This window comes from Nanoarchaeota archaeon (assembly GCA_018897155.1).
Lineage (GTDB): Archaea > EX4484-52 > EX4484-52 > EX4484-52 > LFW-46 > LFW-46.
Genome location: JAHILE010000002.1, coordinates 1 through 6,294 on the forward strand (window position 1 = coordinate 1; position 6,294 = coordinate 6,294).

Here is a 6,294-nt window from a genome sequence, read left to right on the forward strand (position 1 = left end):
ACAAACGTTATCGGGTTGAAAAGCTTGCCGCAAGAGCGGCATGATTTGAGGACTCCAAACCTCAAAATCATCTCGCCAATCGCTCGAAGCTTTTGAGAACGTTCAGTTCTCAAAATCCCAGCCGCAGCAGAGCTGCGGGGTTTGCAACCGAAGGTTGTAAAGCTTTTCGACCGTAGTCGAAATGATATTGCGCAAATTTTTTCGCTTGCGCGAACCGGCAATTTCTATCTTTTCTATGCGAAGCATAGACAGCTTGATACGAAGTATCATGATTTTCAGTTTGGAACGCAGCAAGCTGCGAGGTATTAAACCCAAACTGAAAAATAAACGCAATAATTACTCCATCCACCTTTTTAGTACCCTTTGAAACGTTTTACTTATCCATATTGTATTTTTTCAGACAGCTTTTTTTCAAGTTCTTTCCATTTTCTTTTTTCTTGTATTTTTTTGTAGGCGGCAATTGCGATCACTAGCAAAACCACCAATATTATTAGAATATAATATTTCTCTTTACTGGTTTCTGTGCTTTTGCAGTCCTTATCTTCGTAGGTTGTGCAATCAGGGTCGCATTTATTGTCTTTGACTTTGTCGCAATAACCGTCTTCCAAACCCGAAGGGCAATCTTGCGGACAGGTTTTTATGTTTTCATTATTTTCGCATATGCCGTTGCCGTTGCAATCTGAAACAGACATTATGTTTGCCGGAGCATCAAGAACACTAAATTCATTAGTGATGCTTAGATTTTCATATTCTTTTTTCGAGATGAGGTATGAAACCGAGTGCATTCCTTGTTCGTCGGCTTTGAATGATGCGAGATTGTTGGCAAAAGCCACCCTTTCAACAGTTCCTTTGGGTGTCTTAATTGTGGCGTCGATGGCAATATCTTGGACAAGCGTGTCAATTTTCAGGTAAATTGTTTCGCCAGCGATAAATACTACTTTTCTTTCAGAGCATTTTTCATCCGCGCAAATATTGGCATCTGCCCGAATGGTTTTCTTTGTGCCCATAACTTTGAATTCTTTATAGTTTTGAGTTATGATGTTTTCTTTTTCATCCCTTAATTCAACATCCACTCGATATAATCCGTCCGGCATAGTATCGCCTATAATCATTGCAAATGAAAATGCATTGCTTTTTGCGCCGGGAGCCAAGTCAAATACTTCCCTAAAAGGTGCGGGGGGCAAGTCTGGATTAAATGATGCAAAAGTTACAATTAAATCTCCTTTAAGTTGTTGATTTGTCGGGTTGAAAAGCACTATCATTGCCCTTACTTCATCATCCGGTTTGAATTCCTGTTGATTCAAGGCGATATCAATCATCTGGGCGTTGGCATATGCTGGCAGGGCTAATAGTATCAATAAACACAATATCATTAATCTTTTTTTGAACATATTATCACCATGTTACTTCTTTTAGCTTGAGCTGAATAGTTGGATCGCCCAACAGATAATAAAAACCGTGAGATGACTCTTCTGTAAATAGTTCGCCAGTAGTTATTGTGTCATGTTCCGTTCCAGTTAATCTTTTTAGATGCTTGCTATTAGATCCGCAGTCGAGATAAGCAACGCCGGAAGACCCCCAATATCCGACAGCGCCTTTTCTTATCATACTGGGCCCAAATGTTGCAGAACTCCCCTGCCAGTAGTTGTTTGTCAGGCAAGCCTGAGCGTCAGCAAATGGCAAATCAAGCCACGGAATTTCGAAGAAAGAAAGAGTGTTGGCCCACGAGCCCGGACCGCCGTGATCTGCATAAGTGATATATCGTTTATTGGTATAGTTGGAAACAAGCGGGCTTGTATCTATAGTACAGTTCGGATATCCTGCATTTTCGACGAAACATATTGAGTTGTAGCCGGATGCAGACGTTTTATCGTTTATATATTGTACATCAGATTCATCACAGCTGAAACTATGCCCGACAGAGATTATATTGTAATTTGTTCCGTATAAGTCTTGAATTATCTGATCAAAAAATAGCGATTTAGCTATGTGGGATGATGCATCTGCAACAGTGATGCCATATATTCTGCCAACATACAGCAGGCTATTAAGATTATTAAGAGATGCGTATTTCCAATCTACCGGCCATCTGAATTGCCAAATACCACTACATCTGTTGTAAAGCGAATCAGGAATTGCATTTGGAGCAGCAACAACTGTGAGATAAGTTGGCATGAGATTGAGCGAGTTAATGAAATTGGCAGAATCGGCATCTGCAGTATTAAAATTATTTGTCAGTGCCGCACTGGCGATGCATCCTGCGTTTGTGCCGGAATCAGGCACTTCGGTATACATTATTGCTTCTTCTTTAGCAGCGGCTAAAAACGGAGCGGCTAATGACATTTTGCTAAAAATTGTGTTGATAAAAGAACTTTTCTGCGGGAAAAACGAATAGCTCATTTTTATGCTAAGGTCTTTTGGATTCAAGAAAATCAATTTATCACTGCCGGTTTCTGTCAAATACCATTTTTGTAAATCTTCAAGAGTGTATTTGACATTGCAGCCTGAATTGGCGTCTATATAGCTTTGAGTTGTTGCATCGAGATTTTCGACAACGTATATTGTCTTTCCGTTAATCAAGGATTTATACGTTGGGAGATTTGCTGAATTGACAAAAATAATCGGGCTGTTCTTATTTGATGCAAAAACTGCCGCCATGAGGCCCGCCTTGTAATTATTGTAATCGACTACAACCAGTGAATTGAATGATGACCAGTATGAAAAGTAGTCCGATGATTTTATATTGACTATTGATGCCGCTTTCAGCCCGGCGCCAACAGGCTTTGCCGCAACAAGCAAATTATTGAGATTCGCAGGAATTGTGCCTATTGTGGTTGCATGATTCGGTCCGTATAATTGCATAAAATGGATTGTGGAATCTGCATCGAATGCTGTCGCAGTTTCATGATGGTATATCAGGGCAGGGTATTTACGTATCGTGGCGCCTTCCTTCCATATCGCAAGCGGAACAAGGCTCAATGCGTCTTGCCAGTTGCTGTCAGAAATCATGAACGTTTCTTTGCTTGCGTATTTTGCATTGTTCTTGAAATTATTCACTGCGCATTCTGCGTTGACATTGATAGTTACAGTCGCGCTGGTTGTGGCACTTGCGCTGTCAGTAATTTTTAAAGTAATCGTGTGGGCATTGATAGAGAGATCATTTGTTGAAAAATAATCTTTACGCAAGCCTGAAGGCGTAATATCACCGTCTTTGTTTGAGGTCCATTTATACGTATATGGCGGGATGCCTCCAGTAACAGAACTATTGAATTTGATAAGACTGTCTATTTTTTTGAATGTTGCGCCATTAATTGGTGATATTATAGTAGCAGCCAACGGTGCCGGGGGCGTTATAATGATGTTAACTTCGTCTTTAGCAATTTGCTTGGCGTTATCATTCACACTCAGGGTGATTTTATGGCTGCCAACGGACAAGTTATTTCTTGCGAAGTCAATGTCGTAAGGGCTTGTAAATATTTCGCCGTCTTTGTCAGATGTCCATGTGAATTTAAATGGCCATACACCTCCGCTGAAGGTTTCATTAAATGATATATAATTCCCGCGCGCTACTGTCGCACCGTTCAGGGGGCTGTCAATAGTGATTGTAAGTGGCGGAGGCGGAGTTATCTGAATGTGGCGCGTTTTGACAATTGTTTTTGGCGTGCCGCTGGAGTCTGTGATTGTCAGAGTAATTGTGTGAAGGCCTTCAGTTAAGTCATCTTTGCTGAATGCATACGCAGTATTGAGGATACCGTCTAAATCAGACACCCATAAATAGGCGTATGGCGGCGTTCCGCCCGTAATCCACGGACTGAACCATAGCATATTTCCATAAGAGGCTGTTGTTCCTTCAGTTGGATTAATCTGTGCGGTCATTTCAACAATATTGATTTTAGTTGCTGATGTTGCAATATTTCCGATATTGTCAGTTACTTTAAGTGTTATTGTGTGAGTCCCAACAGTCCACGAACTGGAGTCAATTGAAGGGCCCTGAACTGTTGAAAAATCCCCTTCAAGATCGGAATTCCAGACAAATGTGTATGGAGGTGTTCCTCCCGCGACATCAGACCATAAGTTTATGATTTCGCCTTTAGCAAATTCATCGATCCACCTATCGATATTTGCAGTTAATGTGCCTGCGGGTTTAACTTCGATAATTATATTGTCTGAAGCTTTTACACCCTTAATGTCGGTGGCAGTAACTGTGATAGTGTGCTTGTTTGTGGTGAGCGTATTCATTCCAAAATGCATATTGGTTGATAAACTGCCGTCTTTATCTGATTTCCATTCAAAGCTGTAAGCGGGAAACGTATAATCCGGTTGCCCTCCTAACGCAAAACTGAGGAACCTAAGCCAATCTCCATTAGCATAGATATCTCCATCATATGGTTGAATAATTGTTGCGGTTAATGGTGATGATGGAGATACGCATACGCCAGAATTGCATGTTTTTGGTGCGGTGCATGTTCCGCAGTTTTTTGATGCTCCGCACACAGTCTGCGTTCCGCAGTTATAGCCTAATGATGCGCATGTGTCTGTGCAACCTGACGGCGCGCATACGCCAGAATTGCATGTTTTTGGTGCGGTGCATGTTCCGCAGTTTTTTGATGCTCCGCACACAGTCTGCGTTCCGCAGTTATAGCCTAATGATGCGCATGTGTCTGTGCACGATAGAGTGCACGCTGAACCAGTCCATGTGTAGCCGGAAGCGCACTTGTAACAGCTCTCACCAGCTCCGCAGCAAATTCCTGACGATGCGACGGAATTGGATGGAGCGCTTGTCTTGCAGCCCGGGCTCGTGGAACATGTTTTTGTGCACGGGCTTTCTGGATCGCTGGTGCTTGAACTGGACAACGCTCCAAATTTATTGCTCATCAAGGAATATGAAAAAAGTAGTACCAGAGAAAGTAACAGAACTGCAATTCCGACGTTCGTAAGCAATTCTGTTTCAATGCCTTTTCGTACACTTGCCATTATAAAGACCAGGTTAGATATTTTCGCATTCTTTTGAATCAGTTATTTCCATTTCTTAATCGCATCCTTCAATTCAACATGCGTCTTGGCGTACTCTTCCAAAGTTATTTCGCGCAAGCTGGCTTCAACCGCCTGGCGCATTGCGCGCGCTCCGGCAACAGTTCCTTTTGGATGCCCATGCACGCCGCCGCCTGCCTGTATTACAACATCAATGCCGAAAATTTTAATGATGTCGGGAATCTGAAGCGGAGAAAGCCCGCCAGATGCAACCGGAAGCGCCTTTTTAAGTTCGTCCATTTTAGAAGTCAAAGCATCGCAATTTGAAAGAACCTCCTCTTTTTCTTCAAACATCTTTCCGACAGCTGCGCCGACATGAAGCTGGTCGATTCCTGCAAGACGCGAGAATTTTGCAAGAACTTTCATCGAAATCCCATGCTTCGGGTTCTTTGTTATTGCAGCATGCCCTGCCCGGTGGCCGTGAAGAATTAATTTGAAATTTTCATTGCGCAGCGTTTGAAGTCCCGACCAGCCCACAGTCAAAACATCAACCATAGCATATTCGCCGCCGGCATCCTGCACGAGCTGCGCGCGCCGAAGCATTTCTTTTGTCTCTGCAGTTACGTTCACAAGATAGCATTTCTTTTCATTGGCCCGGATTTCAGCTTTGTCGCGTGCCTCAAGAGTTTTTGATAATCGTGTCTCAAATTCATTGAATTTCTGCGACGACAGGTTTTCGTCATCTTTTACAACATCGCATCCGCCGACCCACGCATCGTAAGCGACTTTTGCATGATCTTGTGAATTCAGCCCTATTTTCGGCTTCACAATTGTTCCGATAAGAGGCCTTTTTCTGACTGCAAGCGTTTTTCTTATCCCTTCGATTCCATAGGCAGGGCCTTTGAATGAAGAAATGAGCCCATCAGGAAATTCAATGTCAAGAAGTTTCAGGTTTTTTACAATCTTCATGCCGAAAACATTTCCGGCAACGCTTGAAAGAATGTTCGGGATGTTTCCGCCCTCGAAAAGCTCGTCAGGATATGCGATTTTTACAACGCCGCCCTTTATCGAGAAAACCTTTGCAGACAAGCGCTCGACATATTTCTTTGAAGTAGAAATGTCAGTCCAGGTTCCGATTGATGATTCTGCGGCAACGCCTCCGGCAGCTTCTTTCATTGAAACGCCATTAGGTTCAACAAAAAATGTGCAGACGAGATCAGATTCTTTTATTTTGTATTTTGAGTTTACGTAATCCGCATATTTCATAAAAGTCCCATAGTATATTATAGGTTCGTTCTAGTATATATGTGCTTTGGAAAACAT

At 42.5% G+C, this 6,294-nt stretch carries 3 protein-coding genes; all 3 read right to left on the reverse strand.

Going from position 1 to position 6,294, the window contains the following annotated elements:
• Window positions 1-377: 377 nt before the first annotated feature.
• Genes KKB09_00090 through rbcL form a run of 3 tightly spaced genes read right to left on the reverse strand, consistent with a single transcriptional unit; the run spans window position 378 to window position 6,237 of the window.
• Window positions 378-1,391 carry a hypothetical protein gene (locus KKB09_00090; GenBank protein MBU4299598.1) on the reverse strand — a complete coding sequence of 338 codons (1,014 nt, stop codon included), beginning with the start codon at window positions 1,389-1,391 and terminating at the stop codon, window positions 378-380.
• Between the two features lie 4 nt (window positions 1,392-1,395).
• Entirely contained in the window at window positions 1,396-4,974 is a 3,579-nt protein-coding gene (locus KKB09_00095; GenBank protein ID MBU4299599.1) for a hypothetical protein, read from the reverse strand.
• Window positions 4,975-5,016: 42 nt separating this feature from the next.
• Window positions 5,017-6,237 carry a type III ribulose-bisphosphate carboxylase gene (rbcL, locus tag KKB09_00100; GenBank protein MBU4299600.1) on the reverse strand — a complete coding sequence of 407 codons (1,221 nt, stop codon included), beginning with the start codon at window positions 6,235-6,237 and terminating at the stop codon, window positions 5,017-5,019.
• Between the last annotated feature and the right edge of the window lie 57 nt (window positions 6,238-6,294).